General features: G+C 69.4%; 23 protein-coding genes. 18 read left to right on the forward strand and 5 right to left on the reverse strand.

The genetic code is table 11. The annotated features are described in order from the left end of the window. Positions 1-342: 342 nt before the first annotated feature. On the forward strand, positions 343-1908 hold the full coding sequence (locus IG04_RS0118700; RefSeq protein WP_030477949.1) for an AMP-binding protein: 1566 nt from the start codon (positions 343-345) through the stop codon (positions 1906-1908). Between the two features lie 51 nt (positions 1909-1959). Here the strand turns inward: IG04_RS0118700 and IG04_RS0118705 are convergent, their stop codons facing one another. Beyond that, on the reverse strand, positions 1960-2517 hold the full coding sequence (locus IG04_RS0118705) for a dihydrofolate reductase family protein (protein WP_030477950.1): 558 nt from the start codon (positions 2515-2517) through the stop codon (positions 1960-1962). A gap of 115 nt (positions 2518-2632) precedes the next feature. On the opposite strand from IG04_RS0118705, the gene IG04_RS0118710 reads away from it, so the two are divergent. The 13 genes from IG04_RS0118710 (at position 2633) to IG04_RS0118770 (ending at position 13998) form a co-directional block, all read left to right on the forward strand. After that, positions 2633-3379 carry a phosphoglyceromutase gene (locus IG04_RS0118710; protein ID WP_030477951.1) on the forward strand — a complete coding sequence of 249 codons (747 nt, stop codon included), beginning with the start codon at positions 2633-2635 and terminating at the stop codon, positions 3377-3379. 200 nt (positions 3380-3579) lie between these two features. Continuing rightward, a complete protein-coding gene (locus IG04_RS0118715) occupies positions 3580-4752 on the forward strand; it encodes a sensor histidine kinase (RefSeq protein WP_084401463.1) in 1173 nt (390 codons plus the stop codon). Continuing rightward, entirely contained in the window at positions 4749-5429 is a 681-nt protein-coding gene (locus tag IG04_RS0118720; RefSeq protein WP_030477953.1) for a response regulator transcription factor, read from the forward strand. The genes IG04_RS0118715 and IG04_RS0118720 overlap by 4 nt, the downstream gene beginning before the upstream one ends. 27 nt (positions 5430-5456) lie before the next feature. Then, positions 5457-6437 carry a Ppx/GppA family phosphatase gene (locus IG04_RS0118725; protein ID WP_030477954.1) on the forward strand — a complete coding sequence of 327 codons (981 nt, stop codon included), beginning with the start codon at positions 5457-5459 and terminating at the stop codon, positions 6435-6437. Next, positions 6437-7684: a hypothetical protein gene (locus IG04_RS48170; protein ID WP_051770170.1), complete on the forward strand. Its 1248-nt coding sequence runs from the start codon at positions 6437-6439 to the stop codon at positions 7682-7684. The genes IG04_RS0118725 and IG04_RS48170 overlap by 1 nt, the downstream gene beginning before the upstream one ends. Continuing rightward, positions 7681-8526: a sugar phosphate isomerase/epimerase family protein gene (locus IG04_RS0118735; protein ID WP_051770172.1), complete on the forward strand. Its 846-nt coding sequence runs from the start codon at positions 7681-7683 to the stop codon at positions 8524-8526. The genes IG04_RS48170 and IG04_RS0118735 overlap by 4 nt, the downstream gene beginning before the upstream one ends. Positions 8527-8632: 106 nt before the next feature. Beyond that, the gene (locus tag IG04_RS0118740; protein ID WP_030477957.1) at positions 8633-9529 is read left to right on the forward strand and encodes a proline dehydrogenase family protein; all 897 of its coding nucleotides are present in this window, start codon (positions 8633-8635) and stop codon (positions 9527-9529) included. Further along, positions 9526-10308, forward strand: a complete 783-nt coding sequence (locus IG04_RS0118745; protein ID WP_030477958.1) for a thioesterase family protein — start codon at positions 9526-9528, stop codon at positions 10306-10308. The genes IG04_RS0118740 and IG04_RS0118745 overlap by 4 nt, the downstream gene beginning before the upstream one ends. Before the next feature lie 10 nt (positions 10309-10318). Continuing rightward, positions 10319-11128 (forward strand): pyrroline-5-carboxylate reductase, encoded by an 810-nt coding sequence (gene proC / locus IG04_RS0118750; protein WP_030477959.1) that lies wholly within the window; start codon positions 10319-10321, stop codon positions 11126-11128. 137 nt (positions 11129-11265) lie between these two features. Then, the gene (locus IG04_RS0118755) at positions 11266-11478 is read left to right on the forward strand and encodes a helix-turn-helix domain-containing protein (RefSeq protein ID WP_030477960.1); all 213 of its coding nucleotides are present in this window, start codon (positions 11266-11268) and stop codon (positions 11476-11478) included. A 120-nt stretch (positions 11479-11598) separates the two neighbouring features. Beyond that, positions 11599-11700 carry a 30S ribosomal protein bS22 gene (locus IG04_RS45395; RefSeq protein ID WP_015105422.1) on the forward strand — a complete coding sequence of 34 codons (102 nt, stop codon included), beginning with the start codon at positions 11599-11601 and terminating at the stop codon, positions 11698-11700. Between the two features lie 285 nt (positions 11701-11985). Next, the gene (locus IG04_RS0118765) at positions 11986-13023 is read left to right on the forward strand and encodes an NAD-dependent epimerase/dehydratase family protein (protein ID WP_030477961.1); all 1038 of its coding nucleotides are present in this window, start codon (positions 11986-11988) and stop codon (positions 13021-13023) included. Positions 13024-13038: 15 nt separating this feature from the next. Continuing rightward, positions 13039-13998, forward strand: a complete 960-nt coding sequence (locus tag IG04_RS0118770; protein WP_030477962.1) for a lysophospholipid acyltransferase family protein — start codon at positions 13039-13041, stop codon at positions 13996-13998. On the opposite strand, the gene IG04_RS46555 is transcribed toward IG04_RS0118770, so the two are convergent. After that, positions 13967-15241 (reverse strand): isocitrate lyase/PEP mutase family protein, encoded by a 1275-nt coding sequence (locus IG04_RS46555; protein ID WP_144065400.1) that lies wholly within the window; start codon positions 15239-15241, stop codon positions 13967-13969. The two genes, IG04_RS0118770 and IG04_RS46555, sit on opposite strands and share 32 nt — an antisense overlap. 65 nt (positions 15242-15306) lie before the next feature. Between IG04_RS46555 and IG04_RS0118780 the strand changes: the two genes are divergently transcribed. Beyond that, positions 15307-16023: an ArsR/SmtB family transcription factor gene (locus IG04_RS0118780; RefSeq protein ID WP_051770194.1), complete on the forward strand. Its 717-nt coding sequence runs from the start codon at positions 15307-15309 to the stop codon at positions 16021-16023. Here IG04_RS0118780 and IG04_RS0118785 read toward each other — a convergent pair. The 3 genes from IG04_RS0118785 to IG04_RS0118795 all read right to left on the reverse strand — a co-directional run bounded on the left by IG04_RS0118785 (position 15952) and on the right by IG04_RS0118795 (position 18677). Continuing rightward, positions 15952-16848, reverse strand: a complete 897-nt coding sequence (locus tag IG04_RS0118785) for an HAD family hydrolase (RefSeq protein ID WP_030477965.1) — start codon at positions 16846-16848, stop codon at positions 15952-15954. The genes IG04_RS0118780 and IG04_RS0118785 overlap by 72 nt on opposite strands. Before the next feature lie 125 nt (positions 16849-16973). Further along, positions 16974-18047 (reverse strand): DUF5667 domain-containing protein, encoded by a 1074-nt coding sequence (locus IG04_RS0118790; protein ID WP_030477966.1) that lies wholly within the window; start codon positions 18045-18047, stop codon positions 16974-16976. A gap of 54 nt (positions 18048-18101) precedes the next feature. Further along, positions 18102-18677: a sigma-70 family RNA polymerase sigma factor gene (locus IG04_RS0118795; protein ID WP_245816289.1), complete on the reverse strand. Its 576-nt coding sequence runs from the start codon at positions 18675-18677 to the stop codon at positions 18102-18104. Positions 18678-18885: 208 nt separating this feature from the next. Here IG04_RS0118795 and IG04_RS0118800 point away from each other — a divergent pair, with 208 nt between their 5' ends. The 3 genes from IG04_RS0118800 to IG04_RS0118810 all read left to right on the forward strand — a co-directional run bounded on the left by IG04_RS0118800 (position 18886) and on the right by IG04_RS0118810 (position 22136). Next, positions 18886-20361: an AMP-binding protein gene (locus tag IG04_RS0118800; RefSeq protein ID WP_030477968.1), complete on the forward strand. Its 1476-nt coding sequence runs from the start codon at positions 18886-18888 to the stop codon at positions 20359-20361. Between the two features lie 4 nt (positions 20362-20365). Beyond that, positions 20366-20605, forward strand: a complete 240-nt coding sequence (locus IG04_RS0118805) for a glutaredoxin family protein (protein WP_030477969.1) — start codon at positions 20366-20368, stop codon at positions 20603-20605. A gap of 61 nt (positions 20606-20666) precedes the next feature. Continuing rightward, the gene (locus IG04_RS0118810; protein WP_030477970.1) at positions 20667-22136 is read left to right on the forward strand and encodes a molybdopterin-dependent oxidoreductase; all 1470 of its coding nucleotides are present in this window, start codon (positions 20667-20669) and stop codon (positions 22134-22136) included. Positions 22137-22236 lie beyond the last annotated feature (100 nt).

Consider the following 22236-nt stretch of genomic DNA (forward strand, 5'->3'; position numbering starts at 1 on the left):
GCGTCAAAGGTCCCCGCTGCTGTGGATCCGTGGACGGGGGGAGCCTGCGGATCCCAAGCGGGCCACGCGATTCGACGGGGGATGACGAACCGCGCTCGGTGCCTCGCGCTCGTCGAACAAGCGTGGGAGCCGACTCGCGGAGGCGGTATCAACTTCTCAGATACGTCCTTGCGATCACAAGTGCTTGTATTACTCCATTCGAGTGTATTTAGACCTGCTAAGTAACGTATCTGTAGCGATTGAGCAGTCCTTGACCTGCCCAGTGGGCTGGATCACGATGTGCCCACAGGCTGGGTGTACAGCGCTGTACAGCGCTGTACAGCGAATGAATGAGGTCGCCGCATGGTCTTTCGCAGTCCGTACCCCGATGTCGAGATCCCTGACGTGTCGCTGCACCAGCTGTTGTTCGGCGACATAGCCGACCGGGCGGACCGGGTTGCGCTGATCGACGGCATGTCCGGCGCGGAGATGACCTACGGGCAGCTCGCGGCGGCCATCGACCGCATGGCCGCCGCGCTGGCCGCGCGCGGTATCGGCAAAGGTGATGTCGTCGGCATCCTCAGCCCGAACACGCCTTACTACGCCGTCGTGTTCCACGGCATCCTGCGTGCGGGCGCCACGGCGACCACGATCAACGCGCTCTACACGCCCGACGAGGTCGCGCACCAGCTGCACGACGCGGGCGCGAAGATGCTGTTCACGGTGTCCGTGCTGTTGCCGAACGCCGCTCCCGGCGCCGCGAAGGCCGGCGTGACCGACGTGGTCGTGCTCGACGGCGCCGAGGGCTACCCGTCGCTGCCCGAGCTCCTGGCGAACTCGCATCCGGTGCCCGAGGTGGAGATCAACCCGTCCGAGGACCTCGCGGTGCTGCCGTACTCCTCCGGCACGACCGCGTTGCCCAAGGGCGTGATGCTGACGCACCGCAACCTGGTCGCGAACCTCGTGCAGTGCGGGCCGATCCTGTCGGACGTCGGCGCGAACACCCGGATCCTCGCCGTGCTGCCGTTCTTCCACATCTACGGCATGCAGGTCCTGATGAACAACGGCCTGTACATCGGCGGTGTCGTCGTGACGCTGCCGAAGTTCGAACTGCCGGAGTTCCTTCGCGTGATCGCCGAGCACAAGACCGACCGCGTCTACATCGCGCCGCCGGTGGCCGTGGCCCTGGCGAAGCACCCGATCGTCGACAACTACGACCTGTCTCCGCTGCGCACGCTGTTCTCCGGTGCCGCCCCGCTGGACGAGGATCTCGCCGCCGCGGTGCGCAAGCGCATCGGCTGCCGCGTCGTCCAGGGCTACGGCATGACGGAGATGTCGCCCGTCAGCCACGCCATCCCGGACAGCCGCGACGACATCTCGGTCGGCACCGTCGGCGTGATCATCCCGAACCTCGAGTGCCGCCTGGTCGACCCGGCCACCGGCGAGGACGTGGGTGCCGGCGAGCGCGGCGAGCTGTGGTGCAAGGGCCCGAACGTCATGAAGGGCTACCTGAACAACGCCGAGGCCACCGCCGCCACCATCGACGAAGACGGCTGGCTGCACACCGGCGACGTGGCCGTGATCGACGCCGACGGCATCGTCTCGATCGTCGACCGCGTCAAGGAACTGATCAAGTACAAGGGCTACCAGGTCCCGCCGGCCGAGCTCGAAGCCGTGCTGCTCACCCACGAGGAGATCGCCGACGCGGCGGTCATCGGCGTGCGTGACGCGGACGGCGAGGAGGTCCCGAAGGCCTTCGTGGTCCGCCAGCAGGGTTCGTCGATCGAGGGTGACGCCGTGATGGCGTTCGTGGCCTCGCACGTGGCGCCGCACAAGAAGGTGCGCGTGGTCGAGTTCATCGAGGCGATCCCGAAGTCGGCCGCCGGCAAGATCCTGCGCAAGGACCTGCGGGCGCGCGAACAGGCCTGACCCGCGGAAACACGAACGCCCTGGCAACGATCGTCGCCAGGGCGTTCGCCGTCAGTGCTCGGCCGCAGGCTTCCGCACGCGGAAGCGGAGCATCGTCACCGGACCCGACTGCGTGTTGGCGAACGGTTCCAGATCGATCCTCCCGAGACCCGAGGTCGAGAACCGCACGCCGTCGCCGAGCAGCACCGGCAGGACGTACACCAGGACCTCGTCGACGAGCCCCAGCCGCAGGCACTGACTGGCCAGGTCGGCACCGAGGATCTCCAGGTTCTTCCCGTCCGCCGCCGCGCGCGCCGTGGCGACGGCCTCCGCGAGGTCGCACGTGAGGAACGTGATGCCTTGCTCCGGCTCGTCCGGCGGCCGGTGCGTCAGGACGAACTGTGGTCCGCCGTCGTAGGTGGTGTCCTCGGGGCGCATCCGCTTGGCGGCCTCGTAGGTACCCCTGCCGACGAGCATGGCGCCGGTGGCCTGCGCGACCTCAGGAAAGCGGTCCTCCTCGAAGTGCTCGAGCACCCAGTCCATCGCGTGGTCAGGACCTGCGATGAAGCCGTCCAGGGACATCGCCCTGTTGACCACGACCTTGCCGAGATCGGCGTTCGACTCGCTCATGCCGGTGCAGACTAGGCGCGGGCCGCGAACTCATCGGCGCCGGCGAATCTCATGGCGTGGATCACGGTGACCTGCCGGGGTACGGCAGGTGGGTCGGCATGGCAGGCTGGTCGCCATGTCTGTCGGAACCTTGGTCCTGCTCCGCCACGGCGAGAGCACGTGGAACGCGGAGAACCTGTTCACCGGCTGGGTGGACGTTCCCCTGTCGGAGAAGGGTGAGAAGGAGGCCCGTCGCGGCGGCCATCTGCTGCGCGAGGCCGGTGTCCTGCCGGAGATCCTGCACACGAGCCTGATGCGCCGGGCGATCATGACCGCGAACCTGGCGCTCGACGCCGCCGACCGGCACTGGATCCCGGTCAAGCGCGACTGGCGCCTCAACGAGCGTCACTACGGCGCGTTGCAGGGCAAGAACAAGAAGCAGACGCTGGAGGAGTTCGGCGAGGAGCAGTTCATGCTCTGGCGCCGCTCGTACGACACCCCGCCGCCGCCCATCGAGCCCGGCAGCGAGTTCAGCCAGGACACCGACCCGCGCTACGCGGACCTCGGCCCCGACCTGCCGCTGACCGAGTGCCTGCTCGACGTCGTGAAGCGCATGCTCCCGTACTGGGACCAGGAGATCGTCCCGGACCTGCGCACCGGCAAGACGGTCCTGGTGGCCGCGCACGGCAACTCGCTGCGCGCGCTCGTGAAGCACCTCGACGGCATCTCGGACGAGGCCATCGCGGGGCTGAACATCCCGACCGGCATCCCGCTGCGCTACGACCTCGACGAGGACCTGAAGCCGATCAAGCCGGGCGGCGAGTACCTCGACCCCGACGCCGCGAAGGACGCCATCGCGGCGGTCGCGAACCAGGGCCGTTAAAGCTCACGCGGGGGCCTTTCGTACTCCACGGGAGGACGGAAGGCCCCCGCATGTTTTCTGCCGTTCACACCTTCGTGTCACGGTTGGGTGAACGAGGGCTGACCAGGTGCGGAACAACCGTCCACTGAGGTGTCGCGGGTATCACGGTTCACGCTTCCGCACTAGGCCAAGACACCTCTGAGCTGCTTACCATTCGCCTCGTGACCACAACGGGTTACCTCGCTGTGTCGATCGGCCTCGCGCTCATCGGCGTGATCGCCGCTTTCTTCATCGGCCGGTTCACCGCTCCTAAGCATCCCAAGAAGCCGGAAGGCCTGACGGTCGCCGAGCTGATCCAGCAGATCGTGCACGACTCGCACGACGGCATCGTGGTGCTGAACCACTTCGGCGACGTCGTGCTGCACAACCCCCGGGCCGAAGAGCTCGGGATCGTCCGCAACAACCGCGTGGACGACCGGGCGCGCAAGGCCGCCGAGGGCGTCCGCAGCAGCAACGAGGTCGTGTACGTCGACCTCTCGCCGCTGGACGGCTACCGCACGGGCCGGCAGCCCGAGGCCGTGCACGCCGAGGTCAGGCTGCTCGTCGAGAACTTCATCGTCGTCGACGCGACCGACGAGTCCGAGGCCGTGCGGCTGGAGAAGACCCGGCGCGACTTCGTGGCGAACGTCAGCCACGAGCTCAAGACCCCCGTCGGCGCGCTGGCGCTGCTCGCGGAGGCCGTCCTGGACGCGAGTGACGACCAGGACGAGGTCCGCCGGTTCAGCGCGAAGATCATGCAGGAGGCCACCCGCCTCGGCACGCTCGTCACCGAGCTCATCGCGCTGTCCCGGCTGCAGGGCGCGGAGAAGCTGCCGGAGCTCAGCGACACCGAGATCGACGTCGTGATCAACGAGGCGCTGTCGCGGTCCAAGCTCGCCGCCGAGTCGGTCAACATCTCGATCAACGTCGACGAGCCCAGCGGGTTCGTCGTGCCGGGCGACCGGTCGTTGCTGGTCACGGCGTTGACGAACCTTCTGGACAACGCTGTCGCGTACTCGCCGCCCGGCAGTCCGGTCAGCGTGAGCCGCAGGCTGGTCGACGGGCACGTCGAGATCGCGGTGACCGACCGCGGCATCGGCATCGCCGAGGACCAGCAGATCCGGGTCTTCGAGCGGTTCTACCGAGTCGACAAGGCCCGATCGCGCGCGACCGGGGGCACCGGACTCGGGCTCGCGATCGTCAAGCACGTCGCCGCCAACCACGGCGGTGAGGTGAAGCTGTGGAGCCTGCCAGGAACGGGGTCCACCTTCACGCTGCGGATCCCCGCCGCGGCGGCCGAACAGAACCCGACTCCCGTGCCTGCTGGCACGGGTGACTCAGGAGGAGAGCTGTGACCAGGGTGCTCATCGTGGAGGACGAGGAGTCCTTCGCCGATCCGCTCGCCTTCCTGCTGCGCAAGGAAGGGTTCACCGCCGCGCTCGCGGCCACCGGCCAGGAGGCGCTCGAGGAGTTCGACCGCAACGGTGCGGACATCGTGCTGCTCGACCTGATGCTGCCGGGCATGAGCGGTACGGACGTGTGCAAGCAGCTCCGTCAGCGCTCGGCCGTCCCCGTGATCATGGTGACGGCCCGCGACAGCGAGATCGACAAGGTCGTCGGGCTCGAACTCGGCGCTGACGACTACGTCACCAAGCCGTATTCGGCGCGCGAGCTCATCGCCCGCATCCGCGCGGTGTTGCGCCGCGGCGGCGAGTCCGAGGACCTGCTCCCGCAGATCCTGGAGGCCGGTCCGGTGCGGATGGACGTGGAACGCCACGTCGTGACCGTCGCGGGCCAGGACATCAGCCTGCCGCTCAAGGAATTCGACCTCCTGGAGTACCTGCTGCGCAACGTCGGCCGCGTCCTCACCCGAGGCCAGCTGATCGACCGCGTGTGGGGAGCGGACTACGTGGGCGACACGAAGACGCTGGACGTACACGTCAAGCGCCTGCGGTCCAAGATCGAACCTGACCCGTCGGCCCCGCGGCACCTCGTCACGGTGAGGGGTCTGGGTTACAAGTTCGAGTCCTGACGGACACGACCAGGTACCGTTTCCGGCGTGCGCCTGGGCGTTCTCGACGTGGGGTCCAACACCGTCCACCTACTTGTGGTGGACGCGCATCGTGGTGCCCACCCGATCCCGATGACGTCCGAGAAGTCGATCCTTCGTCTCGCCGAGCAGCTCGACGACAAGGGTCAGCTCCGCAAGACGGGTGCTGACCAGCTCGTTCGTGCCGTTGCCGCCGCCAAGGCGTCGGCCAAGCGGTCCGGCTGCGAGGACCTGATGGCGTTCGCGACCTCGGCGGTGCGCGAGGCGGGCAACTCGGCAGAGGTGCTCGACCGCGTGCGCACCGAGACCGGGGTCGAGCTGAAGGTCCTCTCCGGCGAGGACGAGGCGAAGTACACGTTTCTCGCGGTCCGCCGCTGGTACGGCTGGTCCGCGGGCAAGTTGCTGAGCCTCGACATCGGTGGCGGCTCCCTGGAGCTCGCCATCGGCCGTGACGAGAACCCGGACCTGGCCTTCTCCGTGCCGCTCGGCGCGGGAAGGCTCACCAGGACCCGGTTCGTGAAGGACCCGCCCCGGCGCTCGGAGGTCCGCGAGACCACCGACTGGCTCGCCGAACAGCTCGCGCCCGTGGCGCGGAAGCTGAAACGCGCGGGTGAACCCGATCGGGTGGTTGCGACCTCAAAAACTTTCCGAACGCTGGCGCGGCTCACCGGGGCCGCGCCATCGTCTGCCGGGCCCAGGGCACGACGCGTGCTCACCGACGCGGGCCTGCGGCAGCTGATCGCGTTCATTTCCCGGATGTCGGCCAGTGACCTCGCAGAGCTGGAAGGCGTGAGCACTTCGCGCGCCCACCAGCTCGTTGCGGGCGCGCTGGTCGCGGAGGCAACAATGCGAGCCCTGTCACTCACGCAGCTGGAGATTTGCCCCTGGGCACTCCGGGAGGGTGTCATCCTCCGACGGCTGGACCACACTGACGGGACGGACCAGAGCGATACTGGACGGACTGGCCAGACCGGGGCACGGTGGAGTTGATGAGTCGAGAGAGCGGATCGGACCAGACGCAGCGCACAGTCGCTGAGCTGCTCGCCCAGTACGGGGGCAGCGCAGAGAGTGCGCCACGTCGGCGACGCCGCCGCGCTGACGACGAGGAAGCCGTCCAGCAGCCGGAGACCGCGCCCCAGTCGATCATCGAGCGGGTCCTGTCCGACAGCGGCCGCCTGATGGCGATCCGCGACGACGACGCACCGCAGCCCGGTCGCCGCGCGGCCCCGGAACCGCAGGCCCCCCCGGCCGCCGAGCGCACGGCGTACCAGCCGAAACCGCAGGCCGCGCCGCCTCCGAAGGCGCCGCAGCCGTCGCAGCAGATGCCGGTGCCGCCCGCGCAGCCGCCGCAGGTCCGCAGACCGGCCCAGCCGGCGCCGCCCCCCGCCAAGCCGGCCGCGCCCGTGCCGCCGCCTCCCGCGGCCGCCGAGCAGACCCGGCAGGTGCCGCAGGTCCGCGACCAGCCGTCGAACTCCGGCATGCCGCGCCCGGACGTGCCCGGCCGCCTCGAGGCGCGCCTCGACCAGCTGACGTCGACGCCGTCGCGCACGAACATCACCCGGCCCCCGAAGCCGGTCCCCGGTCCGCCGCGCGAGGCGATGACGGAGCAGCTCCCGCGTATCCCGGCGAAGGCGCCGGTGGACCAGATCGCCGCGCTCGAGACCGAGTCCGTGCTGATCGTGCCGCCCGCACCGCCGAAGCTGCCGGAGCCGCTGCCGGGCAACGTGCCCGACGCCTGGTTCAGCGATGACGACGCGGACGCCAAGACCGACCTGTCGATGGCGCCGATGGCACCGATGGAGTCGACCGCGGCGCACCCCGGCCCGTACGTGGACGACGACTCGCAGGAGTACGCCGCCTACCGCGCCGAGGACGACTACCTCGCGGACGACGAGGAAGGCGACGAGGACGAAGGTCCCGCCGGCCTCGACGACGCAGGCGAGGCCGAGGACGAAGCGGACGCCGAACCCCGCTCGGCGGGCAAGGAATGGCTGATCATGATCGGCCAGCTCGCCGTCGGCGTGCTCGGCGGCGCGGGCCTGTGGCTAGCGTTCAACTACCTGTGGCGCTCGCTCCCCGCCGCCGCACTTGTGGTGGCGCTTGCCGTTACCGTGGGTCTGGTGTTGCTGGTTCGAAAGATCCGCCGGGCGGACGATCTGCAGACCACCGTCCTGGCCGTGCTCGTCGGCCTCATCGTGACCGTCTCACCAGCGGCGATGCTGCTGGTGAAGAGTTGACCACGCGCATCCCGGTCGGGCTTTCCACGGCGTCGGTCTACCCGCAGCCCGCCGGAGCGGCGTTCGAGATCGCGTCCGAACTGGGGTACGACGGCGTCGAGCTGATGGTGTGGGCCGACCCGGTGTCGCAGGACATCCGGGCGGTCGACCGGCTGTCGGTCCGGACGGGCATGCCGGTCCTGGCCGTGCACGCCCCCTGCCTGCTGATCTCACAGCGGGTGTGGTCGCCGGACCCGTCGGAACGGCTGCGCCGGTCCGTCCAGGCCGCTCAGGACCTGGGCGCGCCGACCGTGGTGCTGCACCCGCCGTTTCGGTGGCAGCGCAAGTACGCGGACGGGTTCGCCGAGCTGGTCTCGTCGCTGGAGGACTCGAGCGGGATCGCCATCGCGGTCGAGAACATGTTCCCCGTGCGGCGGCCTCTCGGGCGTGGGCGCTCGGTGGAGATGAACGCGTTCAAGCCGTCTGTCGACCCGACTGATGTCGGGCACCGGAACTACACGCTGGACCTGTCGCATTCCGCTGCCGCGCACATGGACGCGCTGGAGTTGGCCAAGCGGATGGGGGACGGGCTTCGGCACATCCACCTGGCTGACGGGTCCGGGGCGCCCAAGGATGAGCACATGGTGCCCGGGCGCGGGACTCAGCCCTGTGCGGAGCTGTGCGAGCTGCTGGCTCGGTGCGGGTTCGACGGGCAGGTCGTACTGGAGGTCAACACCCGGCGGGCCGGGACTCCGGCTGCTCGGCGGGAGATGTTGGCTGAGTCGTTGTTGTTCGCGCGGTTGCACCTGGACTGGGCTGCCGAGGGTGGCGCGGGGAAGGTTCGGCCGGGGCTGTCTCGCTGAGGCTCGCGGGGCCGGTGGCGGGCGCCGGTTCCGGCGTAGACCGAGGGCGAGTTCTGGCAAGAGTCGTTCGGCACTGTCGTGGCCCGTCCGGGTTAGGGTTCCCGGTGTGAACCCGCTGCGAGCGTTGATCATGGCCGCGTCTCGCAACGAGACGGTCCGCCATCTCGTCGCCAACGCGCCTATCAGCCGTGATGTAGTGAAGCGGTTCGTCGCCGGCGAAAGCACGAAGGATGCCGTCGAGGTCGTGCGGGGCCTTGGGTTGCCGGTGACACTGGACTACCTCGGCGAGCACACGACGGACAAGGCCCAGGCCGAGAAGACCGTTCAGGCGTACCTGGAGTTGCTCGACGCGCTGCATGCGGCGGGGCTGGCCGAGAACGCAGAAGTGAGCGTCAAGTTGTCCGCGGTCGGACAGTCGCTCGACGAGGCGCTCGCCCTGACGAATGCCTCCCGCATCTGTGCCGCCGCCGAGCAGTGCGGGACGACGGTCACGCTCGACATGGAGGACCACACCACCACCGACTCGACGCTGCGGGTCCTGCAGGAGTTGCGGCGGAGCTGGCCCTGGGTGGGGGCGGTGTTGCAGAGCTACCTGTATCGGACGTTGGACGACTGCAAGCAGCTGTCCGGGCCCGGGAGCAGGGTCAGGCTGGTCAAGGGGGCCTACGCGGAGCCTCCCGAGGTTGCGATTCAGGATCCATCCGAGGTTGATCTGAACTACGTGCGGTGCCTGAACGTTCTCCTCGCTGGAGAGGGCTACCCGATGTTCGCCACCCACGACCCGAGGTTGATCGAAATCATTGGCGAACGAGCCCGCTGGTATGACAAAACTGACTTCGAGTACCAGATGCTGTACGGCATCAGGACCGAGGAGCAGAGGCGTCTCGGCACTCGTGTTTATGTCCCCTACGGCGAGCAGTGGTACGGATATCTCATGCGGCGACTTGCAGAACGGCCTGCCAACGTGACCTTTTTCCTGCGGTCGCTGGCCAGCCGCTCATGACCTTCTCGAAGTCCAGTGCGGTGCGGTCGCTCGGTGACGGAACTTTCACCGCGTCCCTGCCCGCCGAGTGGACCGTGGGCCCCAAGCCCCACGGCGGTTTTCTTCTTGCTGTGATGACCCGTGCGGCCGCTCAGATCGCCGACGGTGATCCTTTGGCCGTGTCCGCGCAGTTCCTCCGTGCGCCGGAGGTCGGGCCCGTGCTGGTCCGTACCGACGTGCGCAAGGCGGGGCGAACGGCGACGGTCATCGGGGTGACGCTGGAGCAGCGTGGGCAGGTGTGCGTCGAGGCCTCGGTGACGACCGGGCGGATACCCGAGCACCGGGCCGACTACGTGAACCTGCCGTCGATGCCGGCCGCGCCGCCACCGGGTTCGGTGGAGATGGCGACGTTCCCGACCGGCGGGGTCTACCGGGTGGGCGCGCTGTGCGACCTGCGGGTGGACCGCGAGTCGGCGACGTTCCTCGACCGGCGCACGGACGGGCCGTTGACGCTGAAGCTCTGGGCGCGGCCGACCGACGAGCAGCCCGACCCGTACTTCGCGTTGCTCGCGGGTGACCTGTCGATGCCCGTGACGTTCAACCTCGGCCGTTTCGGCTGGTCGCCGACGGTGCAGCTGACGGCGTTGCTGCGGGCGCGGCCCGCTCCCGGCTGGCTGCGCATCCACGTCACCTGTCAGGCGGTGCACGGCCAGTGGTTCGACGAGGACGCCACGGTGATCGACTCGGCCGGCCGGCTGGTGTGCCAGGCACGGCAGTTGGCGTTGACGCCTGCTGTGTGAGACTTGACCGATGACGAAGATCGCGGTGCTCGGCGCGGGCAAGATCGGTGAGGCGCTGCTGTCCGGGCTCTTGCAGGGTGGTCGCGCGGCCTCGGATCTGATGTTCACGGAGAAGCACGAGTCACGGGCTCGTGCTCTCACCGAGCAGTACGGGTTCGAGGCCGTCACGGTCTCGGGTGCGGCGGCGCAGGCCGACGTGCTGGTCGTGGCGGTCAAGCCGCAGGACATCGAGCCTTTGCTGGTCGAACTCGCGCCGGTGCTGCGGCCCGGCACGCTGATCGTGTCGTTGTGCGCGGGCCTGCCGACGGCCCTGTACGAGCGCAGGCTGCCCGAGGGCACCCCGGTGGTGCGGGTCATGCCGAACACGCCGATGGTCGTCGGTGAGGCCATGAGCGCCGTCTCCGGCGGCTCCAACGCCACCCCGGAGCACCTCAAGGTCGTCGAGGAGCTGCTGTCGACCGTGGGCAAGGTCGCGGTGGTGCCGGAGTCGCAGCAGGACGCGGTGACGGCGCTGTCGGGCTCCGGTCCCGCGTACTTCTTCTACCTGGTCGAGGCGATGATCGACGCGGGCATCCTGCTCGGCATCCCGCGCGACCTGGCCTCGCAGCTGATCATCCAGTCCGCCGTGGGTGCCGCGACGATGCTGGCCGAGGGCACCTCGCACCCGGTGATCCTGCGCGAGGCAGTCACGTCCCCTGCCGGCACGACCATCATGGCGATCCGCGAGCTGGAGAAGCACGGCGTCCGCGCGGCCATGCTCGCGGCCATCGAAAGCGCTCGTGACCGCTCCGCCGAGCTGGGCCGTCAGCACGAGGACTGAGCCGAAGTGAGGGTCGAACCCCACTTGGACGTCGCAGGAGTCACACCAGTCCCGCTACTCTCAAGGCAGCACGTGCGTGTCGAACCGTTGGTGGGGAAGACCGACGGCACGACACGTGTCTAAGGATGCGGTGATGTATGCCTGCGAAGGAGAACGAACGAACGGGCCTCGCTCAGGTGCAGTTCCTGACCGTGGCCGAGGTGGCCTCGATGATGCGGGTCTCCAAGATGACCGTGTACCGCCTGGTGCACTCCGGTGAGCTGCCCGCGGTGCGGGTCGGCAAGTCGTTCCGGGTGCCCGAGAAAGCGGTCCACGCCTACCTGGAGAACGCGTACTTCGACGCTGGCTGAAGGCTGGTGAACCTCGCCGGGTAGACTGGTAGGCCGATCGTGCTTACCGGCGCGCCGTGCTTGACACGGCCAAGGCTGGGGCGCGCCAGTCAAAGCAACGTCTAGAGCTAAGGAACCCGCATGGGCTCGGTCATCAAGAAGCGCCGCAAGCGCATGTCGAAGAAGAAGCACCGCAAGCTGCTGCGCAAGACCAGGGTCCAGCGCAGGAAGCGCGGCAAGTAAGCCCGCATGCGCTCTGCCGCCGCCGGTCTCCTCTCGCAGGAGGCCGGCGGCGGTTGCGTTTTTGCGGGACCCGTCAGCATCTTGGACCTGTTCGGGTGCTTGCGCGGGCACGGGATATCACTTCGTGAGACGGTGCCGCATTTCCACGGGAACGGGGGCCGCCGTTCGGGTGATTAGCCAGTAAAGCCTGCGTGACCTGCGTCAAGACGGCGTTCCGGCCCCGTGCGGTTCCCGATGTGGTCTGTAGCATCGACCAATCGCAACGCCCTTCGTGCTTGGAGTCGCATGACGCCCAAGGTCGTCCTCGTCACCGGAGTCAGCCGCTTCCTCGGCGGCCATCTCGCCGCGCGCTTCGCCGCGAACCCGGACATCGAGCGCGTGCTCGGTGTGGACACCGAGCCGCCGCCACGCGATCTGCTGCGCCGCATGGGCCGCGCGGAGTTCGTGCGGGCCGACATCCGCAACCCGCTGATCAGCAAGGTCATCTCCACCGCGAACGTCGACACGGTCGTCCACGCCTCCGTGACCGCGAGCCCGGCCGGGCCCACCGGCCGCACGGTGATGAAGGAGATGAACGTCATCGGCACCATGCAGCTGCTGGCCGCGTGCCAGAAGTCGCCCAAGGTGCAGAAGCTCGTCGTGAAGTCCACCAGCGCCGTCTACGGGTCCAGCAGCCGCGACCCGGCGGTGTTCACCGAGGACATGGGCCCCAAGGACCTGCCGTCGTCCGGCTACGCCAAGGACGCGGTCGAGGTCGAGGGGTACGTGCGCGGGTTCGGCCGCCGCAGGCCTGACGTGAACGTCACCACGCTGCGCTTCACGAACTTCATCGGCCCGCGCATCGACACGGTGCTGACGCGCTACTTCGCCCTGCCGGTCGTGCCCACCGTCCTGGGCTATGACGCCCGTGTGCAACTGCTGCACTCCGAGGACGCCCTGGCGGTCCTGGAACGCGCGACGCTGCACGACCTGCCCGGAGTCTTTAACGTGGGAGGCGACGGCGTGCTGCTGCTGTCGCAGGCGATCCGTCGGGCGGGCAGGCTGAACCTGCCTGTACCCAGCGCGGCCGTGCCCACGGTCGGTGGCTTCTTCCGGAGCGCCCGGCTCGTCGACTTCTCGCCCGACCAGATGAGGTTCCTCAACTGGGGGCGCGTGATCGACACCACCCTGCTGAAGAAGGAATTCGGGTTCACGCCGCGGTGGACCACCCAGCAGGCGTTCGACGACTACGTGAACGGCCGAGGTCTGAAGCCGCTCATCGACCCGGAGACGATCGATGCCGCCGAGCGGGGAATCCTCGACGCGGCAGCTCGTTTCCGCTGATCTTGTTTTGAGGAGATGAACGCAGTGGCAGGAGCACGCGTTATCCCGCTGCACAACCCGGAACGCGACGCCGCGCGGAGATCGCGCCACGTCGAGGTGGTTCCCGAGCCGGAGCAGCAGCAGTCCGCGACATCGGACTGGGAACGCAGGCTGACCGACCTGCTGTCGTTCGCGCGCAGGCGGATCGCCGGCGACTACCAGGTCGACGAGTTCGGGTTCGACCGCGACCTGACCGAGAACGTGCTGATGCCGCCGCTGAAGCCGTTGTACGAGAAGTGGTTCCGCGTCGAGACCATCGGCCTGAACAACATCCCGGAGGCCGGTGGCGCGCTGATCGTGGCGAACCACTCCGGCACCGTGCCGCTCGACGCGCTGATGACGTCGTTCGGCATCGCGTCGGAGCACCCGGCGCACCGCCACATGCGCATGCTGGGCGCGGACCTGGTGTTCCGCACGCCGGTGCTCGGCGCGCTGGCGCGCAAGTCCGGCCAGACCCTGGCGTGCAACCCCGACGCCGAGCGGCTGATGTCGTCCGGTGAGCTCGTCGGCGTGTGGCCGGAGGGCTTCAAGGGCATCGGCAAGCCGTTCAAGGACCGCTACAAGCTGCAGCGGTTCGGCCGCGGCGGCTTCGTGTCGGCGGCGCTGAAGACGGGCGCGCCGATCATCCCGTGCTCCATCGTCGGGGCCGAGGAGATCTACCCGATGATCGGCGACATCAAGGCGCTGGCCCGGTTGCTGGGCTTCCCGTACTTCCCGGTGACGCCGTTCTTCCCGTTGCTGGGGCCGCTGGGCGCCATTCCGCTGCCCTCGAAGTGGTACATCGAGTTCGGCGAGCCGATCCGCACCGACGTGTTCGGTGAGAACGCGGCCGACGACCCGATGCTCGTCTTCAACCTGACCGACCAGGTGCGGGAGACGATCCAGCAGACCCTGTACCGGCTGCTTACTCAGCGCCGGAACGTGTTCCTCGGCTGACCAGCGCCTGGACCTCGTCGTAGCCGAACGCGGCGCTGGTGCCGCCGGCGCGCACCGCCTGCGCGGTCGCGACGGTGTGGTGCAGGGCCGCCCGGAACAGCAGTGAGCCGGTGCTGATCCGCTTCACGCCGAGGTTTCCGAGTTCCTCCGGCGTGCGCTGCTGGGCCAGCACGTTGAGCGGCGCCAGTTGTGCGAGTCTCTCGATCTCGCGCGGCTCCGTCAGGCCTGCGACGAAGATCCCGTCCGCGCCGGCGTCGACGTAGCGGCGTGCCCGTTCCTCGGTCTCCCCGATGGCCATGCCCAGCCAGTGGGTGTCGATCCGGGCGTTGAGGAACACCCCTGGCGCGCGTTCCTTGACGGCCGTGATGAGTGCCGCCTGCTCTTCGGGCGTGGCCAGGCCGTGCGGGCGGCCGTCCTCCAGGTTGACCCCCGCCACGCCCAGGCCCGCGACGAGCTCGGCGACCTCCACTGGTGACTTGCCGAAGCCCGACTCCAGATCCGCCGTGACCGGGCAGGGCAGGGTGCTCAGGAGCTTCGCCAGCGCGACGGCCTGGTCACCGGCCAGGCCCATGCCGTCCGGGATGCCGTGTGCGGCGGCCACTCCGAGGCTCGTCGTGCCGATCGCGGTGAAGCCCGCCGCGTGCAGGGCCGCCGCCGAGGCGTAGTCCCAGGCGTTGGGGAGGATCAGCGGCTCGTCGCGGTGGTGCAGGGCACGGAACGCCATGTTCTTGGCGATCCGGGTCGCCAGGCGCCGGCCGGGGCAGGCGTGCGGGCCGTGGCCGAACGGGTGGTGCTCCAGGCTGACCTCGACGACGCCCTGCCGCGTCTGCCTGCGGGTGATCGGGACCGGAGGGCTCTGGTCGCCGGTGACGAGGTGGTCAGCGTGGGCGTTCGTGGCTGCCCAGGCCTGGACGAGCAGGCCGATCCTCGCCGCCGTCACCTCGTCGTGGGTGGTGGCCAGGCGTTCCACGGCGGCGTCGGCTGCGGCGGTCACGGGCTCGTGCGGCTGGTAGCACGGGGCGATCTCGGCGATGGCGTCCAGTGAGCCCGAAAGCCCCAGGGCGGTGGCCAGTTCGTCGAGGGTGGTGACGTCCAGGTCCTCGACGAGTCCGGCCGTCAGAGCGCGCCTGCGGGCGTGGTCCTCACCGTTGCTGAACCTGACCACGGACGACCTGAGCCAGGCCACGCCCGCTTCGCCTGGCGGGACCTCGGGGACCGGGAGACGCAGCAGTTCTTCGCTCATGCGGACGACGCTAGGGGCCGGACGGTTCGGTGCCGGCCGAAGCGTTGCGGCCGCAGAATGGCGTCGTGGAAGCACTCGCCCAGGTCGCCGGACTGCTCGCGGACAAGACCCGTGCCGCGATCTGCGGAGCACTGCTCGACGGGCGGGCCTGGACCGCCCGCGAACTGGCCGCCCACGCCGGGGTGGCCGCGTCCACCGCGAGCGAGCACCTGACGCGGCTGGTCGAGGGCGGGGTCCTGGTCGAGCACCGGCAGGGACGGCACCGGTACGTGGCACTGGCCGGGCCGCACGTCGCCGAGTTGCTGGAGGCGATGGCCGCCTTCGCCGGGCCCGGTCCGCGGCCCCGGTCGCTCCGTTCGGCGGCGGTCTCCGAGGCCATGGCCCGCGGGCGCACCTGCTACGACCACCTCGCGGGCCGGCTCGGCATCTCGCTGAGGTCGGGACTGGTGGAGCTCGCGGTGGTCGGCGACGGGCTCGCGGTCACCGGGACCGGGATGGTCTGGCTGAAGGAGCTCGGGTTCGAGCCGTCCAAGCGGGTGGTCAGCCGGGCCTGCCTGGACTGGACCGAGCGGGTGCCCCACCTGGCCGGCGCGGCCGGGGCGTTCCTGTGCGGGGTGTTCTTCGAGCGCGGGTGGGTGCGGCGGATCGGGACCAGCCGCGCGGTCGTGCTCACCCCCGCCGGTGAGCAGGGGTGGCGGGAGCTCGGGCTGCTACCTGACCCGGCGCCGGTAGGCCAGCGTGGCGGCCACGGCTCCAGCCAGGGCGCCGACGCCCAGCACTGACGGGACGCCGATCTTGGCCGCCTTGCGGCCCGTGCGGAAGTCGCGGATCTCCCAGCCCTTGCGGCGGGAGACCTCGCGCAGCTGCGAGTCCGGGTTCACGGCCACCGCGGTGCCCACCACGGACAGCATCGGGACGTCGTTGGACGAGTCCGAGTACGCGGTGCAGCGGCGCAGGTCGAGGCCCTCCTTGGCGGCCAGCGAACGGACGGCCTGGGCCTTGGCCTTGCCGTGCAGGAGGTCGCCGACCAGGCGGCCGGTGTAGATACCGTTCTCGGACTCCGAGACGGTGCCCAGGGCGCCGGTCAGGCCGAGCCGGCGGGCGATGATCTGGGCGAGCTCGACGGGCGTGGCGGTGACCAGCCAGACGCGCTGACCCGCGTCGAGGTGCATCTGGGCGAGGGCCTGGGTGCCCTTCCAGATGCGGTCGGCCATCAGCTCGTCGTAGATCTCCTCGCCGAGCGAGACCAGTTCGGCGACGCTGCGGCCCGAGACGAAGGAGAGGGCCTGCTCGCGGGAGGCCTTGACGGACTCCGGGTCCTCCCGGCCGCCCACCCGGAACTTCAGCTGCTGCCAGACGAAGCCCGCCAGGTCGGAGGACGAGAAGTACTTGCGCGCGGCCAGGCCACGGGCGAAGTGGAAGATCGACGCGCCCATCATCATCGTGTTGTCCACGTCGAAGAAGGCCGCCGCGGTCAGGTCCGGCGGGACGTTCAGCGACTGTTCGAGCTCTGGCGCCATCGCGGCAGCCTGGATCGCCGCGTCTGCCGATGCCTCGCCGGCTAGTGCGGCCAGCCGGTCGCTCTCCACGTCACGCTTGCCTGCCATGTCCCAAGCGTAGCGATCAGGCCGCCACACCCGCTCAGACCTGGTCGAGAACACGTGGTGCGAGTTCCAGACCGCAGTCCTGATCACGTCTTGTGTCCGGGCGAACACGAGATGTCATACGCGGCTCAGCCGAAGCTGATCCCGGGCAGCAGCGGAAGCGAGATGCTCGGCAGCGGGAGTGGCAGCGGGATCGTGATCCCGGGCTTGCCCGACGACGGCGGGGTCGACGTTCCTGGAGCCGACGGCGAGGTCGACGTGCCCGGTGCCACCGACTGCGTGGGCTGCACGGACGGATTCACCGATCCGGACGGCGCAGGCAGACCCGATGGGGCCGGTCCCAGCGAGGACGGCCTGCTCCCCGGTGACGAGTTCGGGTCGGTGACGACCGCGGCGCACTTGTCCTTGGCCGGCAGTGGGCCGAGGGAGTCCGAAGAACCGCTGGTCACGGCGTCGCAGCCCGCGCGGGCGGCCAGGTCGTGGGCCCGCTGGGCGATGCTCGCCAGCAACCACATCGTCGTGTCGGCGTGGGCGCCCGCGTCGGCGGGCAGGCGAGGACGCAGGGTGCCGACCTTCATGTACTGGGCCAGCGCCCAGTCGCGGAGGTCGGGCAGCGCCTTCTCGTCGGACGCCGTGGCGTACGTGATGAGCTGGCGGGCACCCTCGACCGCGTCGGCGTCCAGGTCGTTCAGTGCCGTGAGCTGAGAGGACGACTCCGAGGAGCGTTCGGCCAGGGTTTCCATCTCGGTGACCCTGGACGCGGCGAACTCGAGGTGCTTGAGGGCGCGGTCCTGGTCGTCGAAGGTCAGGCCGAGCGAGGCGCTTTCGGTGGTGCGCTTGATGCCGTAGAGCGGGTCTCCCGGGAGCGCGTCACGGCTGAGCAGCACACTCATGCCGGCGAGCGACGTCAGCAGGCAGAGGACCGCGGCCGCGGCGACCGCTAATCGTGCGCGCGCTCCCACCCGTCTTACCGACGAGAGCACCAGTGGCTTCTCCGGTGGGGGCGCGGTGAGGACGCGCTGTTTCATCCGTTCGCGCGTCTCGGCGTCCGGGCCGACATCCATCCGCCGGAGGAGTTCGACGATCGCGAGGTCCTCAGCGAGGTCGTCGTTGCCTACCGGCTGTGGGCCGCCTTCAACGGCACGGGCGAATCGCTCGTGCTCCGTCTGCCGCCACCGCGGTGTTCTTCCCTTGCCGTCCATCTCAGCCCGAGTAACGAAGTTGATCTGCTTTGGGTTACGCCCCTGCGATCACGATCACCGCAACCAGGACGGGAGAATCTGTGCGAGCCGCCTCACGGCCCGGTGTTGCAGTGCCTTCACGGCGCCCTCGTTGCGGTCCATGAGCTGCGCGACCTCGGACACCGTCTTGCCTTCGATGAACCTCAGCGTGATGCACTCGCGCTGATCGTCCCCCAACTGTGAGACGCACCGGAGCAGCTCCGCGTTGGTCGCCTCGGTCATGACCTCCTGCTCGGGGCCGCTCGTCTCCTCGCGGTTGTCCTGGAGCTCGGCGGTCGTGACCTCGAGCCGGTAGCGGCTCGACTTCACGTGGTCGAACACGATGTTGCGCGCGATCGTGACGAACCACGCGCCCACGTCGCGGCCCTGGTAGCTGACCGAACCGATGCTCCGCAGCGCGCGGAGGAACGTCTCGCTCGTCACGTCCTCGGCGAACGCGCGATCGCCGCCTACCCGGAAGAGGACATAGCGAAAAACCATGTCGACGTACTTGTCGTACAGCACTCCGAACGCCCCGGTGTCACCCTCTTGGGCGGCCTTGACGAGCTGCCACGGCTCGTCGATGGCGTTGTCGTGCTGACCCCCCGTCATGGTTCGGGTGGTCCTGATCGTGTTCGGTCGTGCCCGCGCGGTCATCGGCTCGCGGCACCTCCACAGAGTCGCCGTGGCGGGAGCATACGTCTTGTTACTCCGTAGTAGGTAGCGGACGGTTGCGATGGTAAGACGACGGAACCGCGGCTTCATGACGCTCGTCACGCGTGGAAGACTGCTCGAAGCGCCCAGTGTTCATGAGGAGGCCATGTTGACTTCCGCTCGCAATGTGTCAGATCTGGTCCGTGCTTCGGCACAGCGGGGACCCAGCCACGTCGCCTTGGTCGACGTAGCGAGCGGTAAGAGCCTCACGTGGGAAACCATCGACGGCGCGACCGACGCTTTCGCCCGCCGTTTGGCCGATTCCGGACTCGAACCGGGCGGCCGAGTGGCGGTACGGCTGCCCACGAGCCCCGAGTTCGTGGTCGCCGTGTTCGGAATCCTCCGCGCGGGCGGCGTCGTGGTGCCCACGGGCCCCGGCAACCCGCCGCGCGAGCTCCAGCGCATCCTCGCCGACTCCGGCGCCGGCCTTCTGGTCGGCGACGGTGAGGGCTCCGACGCCCAGGTGATCGAGGTTCCGGACGTGTCGGCCACCGCCGAGCCGTTCGAGGCCGTCCGCGGCGGCGAGGACCTGGCCGTCCTCGGCTACACCTCGGGCACGTCCGGCGTGCCGCGCGGCGCGATGCTCTCGCACCGTGCGTTGCTCGCGAACGTCTCGCAGTGCGCCGCGCTGCGCCCCGCTCCGGTCACGGCGGCCGACAGGGTGCTGCTCGCGCTGCCGTTGTTCCACGTCTACGGCCTCGGCCCCGGCCTGCTGCAGGTGGCGGGCGCGGGTGCCACGGCGATCCTGCTGGAGCGCTTCGAGCCGTCCAACGTCCTCGACGTCATCGCGGAGCACCGCGTCACCACGATGGTCGGCGTGCCGCCCATGTACCGGGCACTGCTCGCGCACCCGGCCGAGGTGCTGCGCGAGAAGCTCGCCACGGTCCGGCTCTTCACCTCCGGCGCCGCCCCGCTCCCCGCGGGCGTCATCGCGGAGATGCGCGGCGCGATCGGCATCCCGATCTACGAGGGCTACGGCCTCACCGAGACGGGCCCCGTGCTCACGTCGACGCTGGTCGGCGGTGTGCCGAAGCCGGGTTCGGTGGGCCAGGCGCTGCCGGGCGTCGAGATCCGCCTGGTCGACACGGACGGCTCTGCGCTCGACATCGAGGAGGACGAACCGGGCACCGGCCTGGTGTCCGCGAAGGGTGACAACCTCTTCAGCGGCTACTGGCCCGACGGCGCGCACGGCCCGGACGCGTCCGGCTGGTTCCGCACCGGCGACGTCGGGTTCATCGACGCCGACGGCGACCTGCACCTGGTCGACCGAGCCGGTGACCTGATCATCGTCAACGGCTTCAACGTCTACCCGCACGAGGTCGAGCAGGTCGTCGGCGAGCTGGAGCAGGTGCTCGAGGCCGCGGCCGTCGGTGTGCCGGACGAGAAGACCGGCGAGTCGGTGAAGGTCGTGCTCGTGCTGCGCGACGGGCAGGAGCTGACCTCGCAGGACGTGGTTGCCCACTGCGCCGCGCGGCTCGCCAAGTTCAAGGTGCCGACCTCGGTGGAGTTCGCCCCGGCCCTGCCGCACTCGCCGACCGGCAAGCTCGCCCGCGCCGTGCTGCGCAGGCCTTTGGGAGCATGACGGCATGACCCACCACGTGACGTTGATGAGCCGGGTGTCGTGCCACTCCTGCGAGGAGGCCGCCGTCGAGATCGAGCGGATCTGCGCGGACCTCGGCGCGACCTGGTCCGTCGAGGACGTGGACGCCGATCCGGAACTGCGCGCCGAGTACGGCGACCGGGTGCCGGTGTTCCTGGTGGACGGGGCGGAGCACGGGTACTGGAAGGTGGAGGAGGACCGCCTGCGGGCGGCCCTCACGGAGTAGTTGATTACCGGGGCCTTACGGCTCGGGCGAACCAACGGCAGATGGGTGTCGAATTAGAGGCATGAAGCCCGCCAAGGCCGCACTCACCGGACTGATCGCCCTTGTCACAGCTCTTGCGGCAGGGCACCTGGTGGCGGCCTTCGTGGGCCTGAGTGCCTCCCCGTACCTCGCCGTGGGCAACGCCGCGATCGACCTCACGCCGTCGTGGCTGAAGGACTTCGCCATCACCACGTTCGGCACCGCCGACAAGCTCGTGCTGCTGATCTGCATGGGCGTCGTGCTCGTGGGCATCGGCATCGGTGCGGGCCTGGCCAGCCGGAACGGCCCCGCGCCGGGGACGCTGGTGGCCGTGCTGCTCGGGTTCGTGGGTGTCGCGGCGGTCGTGACCAGGCCCGACGTCGGCCAGCTCGCCGTCCTCGCGCCCGTCGCCAGCACGGCGGCGGGTGTCTACGCGTTCCGCTACCTGCACCGCGAGGCCGAGGAGAGCGAGAGCAGGCGCGGCTTCCTGATCACCGGCGGGCTCGCGGTCTTCGCGGGAGTGGCGGGCCAGCTCTTCGGCAGCCGGACGGACGTGGAGGGCTCGCGCCAGGCCGTCGGCGACCTGACGCCGAAGGTCAGAGCGCCGGAGATCCCGCTGAACGCCGACTTCGTCAAGGACGGCACCCCGAGCTTCATCACCAGCAGCAAGGACTTCTACCGGATCGACACCGCGCTGAGCGTGCCGCGGATCAGGGCCGAGGAGTGGGCGCTGCGGGTGCACGGCATGGTCGAGCGGCCGATGGTGCTCACGTTCGAGGAGATCCGCAGCAGGGACCTCGTCGAGGAGACCGTCACGCTGACCTGCGTCTCCAACGAGGTCGGCGGGCCGTACATCTCCACGGCCAACTTCGTCGGCGTCAGGATCGGCGACGTGCTGCGGGAAGCCGGCGTGAAGGCGGGCGCGGACCAGCTGTTCAGCACCAGCGACGACGGGTTCACGGCGGGCAGCCCGCTCGACTACGTGCTGGAGAACGGGCTGATCGCGATCGGCATGAACGGCGAACCGCTGCCCGCCGAGCACGGGTTCCCGGCGCGGCTCGTGGTTCCGGGGCTGTACGGCTACGTCTCCGCGACCAAGTGGGTCACCGACCTCAACGTGACGACGTTCGCGAAGGACCAGGGCTACTGGATCCCGCGGGGCTGGGCGACGCGGGCGCCGATCAAGGTGTCCTCGCGCATCGACCGGCCCGCGAGGATGGGCAGGGTCCAGGGCAGGGTGGTCATCGCGGGAACGGCGTGGGCGCAGCCCAAGGGCGTGGCCAAGGTCGAGGTCAGGGTGGACGGCGGACCGTGGCGGGAGGCCGAGCTCGGAGCCGACGTCAGCGACACCACGTGGCGCATGTGGCGGGTCGAGCTGGACCTCGGCAAAGGCAGTCACGCGGTCGAGTGCCGCGCCACCGACAAATCCGGCTTCACGCAGGACCAGGCACGCCTCGATCCGGTTCCCGACGGTGCGACGGGATGGCACTCGGTCACCTTCACCGTCGACTAGATGTACTTGGTCATGAGGTTGGTGACTGAACGCGGCTGATGGGTGGGTGTCCCTCGAGTGCGGAGTGACTGCGTTCAGTGTTGTAGTGCTCAAGCCAGGG

This window comes from Lentzea albidocapillata, from assembly GCF_000719115.1.
Taxonomy (GTDB): Bacteria; Actinomycetota; Actinomycetes; order Mycobacteriales; family Pseudonocardiaceae; genus Lentzea; species Lentzea albidocapillata.